Source organism: Flavobacterium sp. (assembly GCF_049590715.1).
In the GTDB taxonomy this organism is placed as follows: Bacteria; Bacteroidota; Bacteroidia; order Flavobacteriales; family Flavobacteriaceae; genus Flavobacterium.
The window spans coordinates 1-3818 of record NZ_JBAWDL010000015.1; the positions used below are offsets into that span (position 1 = coordinate 1).

At 31.6% G+C, this 3818-nt stretch carries 4 protein-coding genes; 3 read left to right on the forward strand and 1 reads right to left on the reverse strand.

Features of this window, described 5'->3' with window-relative positions; genetic code table 11:
- Positions 1-364: 364 nt before the first annotated feature.
- The 3 genes from WBQ70_RS00790 to WBQ70_RS00800 all read left to right on the forward strand — a co-directional run bounded on the left by WBQ70_RS00790 (position 365) and on the right by WBQ70_RS00800 (position 3130).
- Positions 365-2020, forward strand: coding sequence for an ATP-binding protein (locus WBQ70_RS00790; RefSeq protein WP_423909208.1), 1656 nt, complete (start codon positions 365-367; stop codon positions 2018-2020).
- A complete protein-coding gene (locus WBQ70_RS00795) occupies positions 2017-2649 on the forward strand; it encodes a response regulator (protein ID WP_423909211.1) in 633 nt (210 codons plus the stop codon). Before WBQ70_RS00790 ends, WBQ70_RS00795 begins: the two co-directional genes overlap by 4 nt.
- 112 nt (positions 2650-2761) lie before the next feature.
- A complete protein-coding gene (locus tag WBQ70_RS00800) occupies positions 2762-3130 on the forward strand; it encodes a hypothetical protein (RefSeq protein WP_423909214.1) in 369 nt (122 codons plus the stop codon).
- 330 nt (positions 3131-3460) lie between these two features.
- Here WBQ70_RS00800 and WBQ70_RS00805 read toward each other — a convergent pair.
- Positions 3461-3818: hypothetical protein (locus tag WBQ70_RS00805; RefSeq protein ID WP_423909217.1), on the reverse strand; the 358-nt coding region annotated here is incomplete at its 5' end.

Below are 3818 nucleotides of genomic sequence, written 5' to 3' on the forward strand. Positions count from 1 at the left end.
GATAAAATAAAAAAAAGTTCTAACTTTTTACAACTACGACTCTTTTTTAAACTAATTGATAACTTATCCTTGTGGACATAGGTGCGTAGCTACGCATAGGATTGAATACAAGTCTAGAACCATCATGTAATAAAAAACCATTCGAAATACATCTGAATGGTTTGTATGATAGAAAAACATTCTAGTTATTTGCTTGTTACAGCTGAAATTATAGAAATACTGCTGAATTTAATAGAACTATATATTGTAAAGTTTCTTTTAAAACGGCAAACCAAGTATATTTACATAAATTAGAAAAACGGCAAAGTTTTATTCTTGGCTTACCCTGAAATACGAACCGTCTTTATCTTTAAAATCGATTATAATGAACATCAAAACATTAATACTGATTATAATTAATAGTTTAATCGCATTGGTAATTGCGTTGCTGTCTTTTTCTTCTTATCAACAGTTTTCTAGTGTTTTAAATGATCGTGTTTTACTGCAATTAAATTCTATAAAAACACTCAAACAAAACCAGATTGAACATTTATTAAAATCTGAATGGGAACGATTTGAAGCTTCTGAATTGTATAGCCAAAATGTAGATAGTACCGTATTAAAACTTCCAGATAGCATTAAAAAAAGGAATGGGATTCACGATTTCACCCCATACCATGTCGATAAAAAAACAACCATAGGTTTTATCTCCAATGCTACAAAGGGCACTAGAATTAAAGTTTTAGATTATAACAAAATAAAAGAAATACTCCTAGAACGCACAGGAATGGGGAGTAGCGGTGAATCTTATCTGGTAGGGGATGATTTTAGAATGCGTTCTCAATCTCGTTTTTATCCCAATAAAACCCCATATACCTTATCTGTTCAAACAAAAGGGGTCGCCAATGCTTTAAGAGGGATTAATGGGAGAGGAATTTTTAAGGATTATAGAGGTGTTGATGTCTTTAGTGTGTACAGTCTTGTAAAGATTGGAAAACTTAAAATGGTTATTCTATCTGAAATAGATGTGGATGAGGTTACTATTCCGTTAAAAAAATTGCAAGAAAGACTGGTAGGTATAACTCTGGGTGTTTTTTTATTAGCTGTTATGCTTTCTCTTTTTCTAACAAGAATTATTACCAATCCAATTAAGAACATGCAAAAAAGTCTCCGAATTATGGCAGAAGGAGACTATAACCAAACCAATAAATTTATAAAAAATTCTAAGGAAATAAAGGAAATGTTTGATGCTTTGGCCAATTTGAAGGCCTCATTGCAAGGTGCCGTAAAGTTCTCTGATGATATTGGAAAAATGAATTTACATACCGATTTTAAACCTAAAAGTTCTAATGATTTGCTAGGGAAAAGTCTTTTAGCAATGCGGGATAAACTGATTGAGTTTAGGAATAATGAAGAAAATACCAGAATTCAATCCAAACGAATGTTGGTCAACGGGATGGAAAATGAAAGACGTAGACTTTCGCGAGAACTCCATGATGGTGTAGGTCCTTATTTGACCTCTTTGAAGCACTACATCGAAAATAGAGTTGAAAATGAAGTGAAGAAAACGGAGATGAAAAAAATAGTGGATGATACCATTTCTGAAATCAGACTGATGTCTAATTCTCTAATGCCAGCGTCGATAGATGATTTTGGAGTTGGAGTTGCTTTGACAAATTTTATTGAAAGTCTGAAGAAATCAACAACGGTAACAATTGAATATGAAGATTTAACCCAACAAGAAAATTCAAATATTACAAATCATCAAGCCATTAATCTTTTTAGAATAAGCCAAGAGCTAATCAATAATTCGTTAAAACATGCTAACGCAAAAAATATCCGAATTACACTTTCGGAATTTGATGAATTTATTTCTCTTTTTTATTTTGATGACGGTATTGGGTTCAATCTCAACACGGTTAAATTAGGTTTAGGAATAAGTAACATCAAAGAACGTGTAGAAATTTGCAATGGTACAATTGCCATCAACACAACTCCAGGAAATACAACTTTTGAAATTGAATTACCCATAGAATTATGAATGAAATCAAATTAATAATAGCGGATGATCATGAGCTTTTTCGAAATGGACTTGCTGAGCTACTAAGAAAACATGACGATATAAAAATTGTTAAAAGTGTTGGTGACGGTTTAGAGTTTATGGAGCTTGTAAAAAATCAATTTGAGGCTGATATTGTATTGTTAGACATTACGATGCCAAATATGGATGGTTTTCAGGTTTTAAAAGAGCTACAAACCTTAACTTCGACTATAAAACCTATTGTGATTTCGATGCACAATGATGGTAATTACATTGCAAAATGCGCTAAAATAGGTGCTTATGGTTATCTCCTAAAAAACACAGATGAATCTGAATTAATCCTAGCAATCAGAACCGTCAATAAGGGGAAGAAATATTTTAGTGCCGAAATTTCTGAAAAAATGATCAACTTTATGTCTACACAAAGCATCAGCGAAGATATTTTGTCTAATAAGGAAATGGAAGTTTTGGGTTTGATATCTAAGGGATTAACGACTAAAGAAATTGCTGCTAAATTATTTGTGAGTTCCCGTACAATAGAAACTCATCGGGGTAATATTTTAAAAAAGTTAGAAGTGAAAAATACCGCTGAACTCATTAAAAAAACAGCAAAAATGAATTTAATATAAAATAAAAAAAATACCCTATCCGTATTTATACGGATGCAAAGTGGGTAGATTCACATAGTCTTAAGAACCTATTACTTGATGTAACTTTGTAAAAACATTAAAAGTTATAGTCATGAAAACAATAGCGTTAATATTAGGATTTTTAGTAGTTTCTTTCAGTGCCGTTGCGCAAGAAAAAAGTAATGTAAATCAAAGTAATTTAAAAGGTCCTGCCTTTAAAAACTATAAACATTGGATGCACAAAACTACCCCAATTAAAATATATTCAGAAAACAATAAAACAGTGCTTCAAGGACCAGCGTATAAAAATGCGCAACCGTTGAAAAATACTTCAAAAGACCTTGTGGCAGTAAAAATAGGGGATACTGATAGACAAAAGTTGACTGGGCCAGCCTATAAAAACTATCAACATTGGAGAAACACTTCAGAGCAAGACTTGGTTGCAGTGAAAACAGTTGATAATGATGTAAAAGATAACTAAACCAGTATAGAGATGCTTTGCTAACTTTGTAAGGTTAAAAAAGCGTTTTGAGGTCGTTTAAATATAAAATTGGAGATTGTCAATAACCTTTAGTTTCGGCTAAAGGTTTTTTTATAGAATTGAATGCGCCGTTTTTTAGCTAGCGACTTTTCAATAAACAAATCTAAAGGCAAGTATTTACCTGTACCCTCAAAGATTGTCAAACTAAATTGATTGTTCTAATTGCTTTGTACTATGCTTATTTAATTTTAAAATGTTTGCTTACTGTTGGTGGGCACAGGCAAATGCCTACGCGAACGATTGAAGACAAACCTGCGACATCGGGACATATTAAAAAGTTCTCTTTGGAGGAGGAGGTGGTGCTACCGAATCAGGTAGTATTTCCTGTTTAGGGAATTTAAATTCTTTGACTTTTCCTTTGTAATAAAAAACTCTCTTAATGAAGTTTATTTTATTGTTGTTGATTTCTTCAAATTCTTCTATAATAGAATCACATTTAGTGAAACTTTCATAGCCCATTGTTCTAATTTCCTTAATGAAAATTTTTGTGTTGTTACCTATAGTTTTTGTTTTTAATTGACCATAAGCGAATATAGTATCATTCTTTGTTTCATGTCCTAATTTTTGTGCAGAAATTAAAACTAAAAAACCCATTTCTCTTTTTTCTATATTTTCATAACCTTTATAT

Bases quoted from the DNA above. Each gene is read 5' to 3' on its own strand.
- WBQ70_RS00790 (WP_423909208.1), top strand. From the start codon at position 365: ATGAACATCAAAACATTAATACTGATTATAATTAATAGTTTAATCGCA.
- WBQ70_RS00795 (WP_423909211.1), top strand. From the start codon at position 2,017: ATGAATGAAATCAAATTAATAATAGCGGATGATCATGAGCTTTTTCGA.
- WBQ70_RS00800 (WP_423909214.1), top strand. From the start codon at position 2,762: ATGAAAACAATAGCGTTAATATTAGGATTTTTAGTAGTTTCTTTCAGT.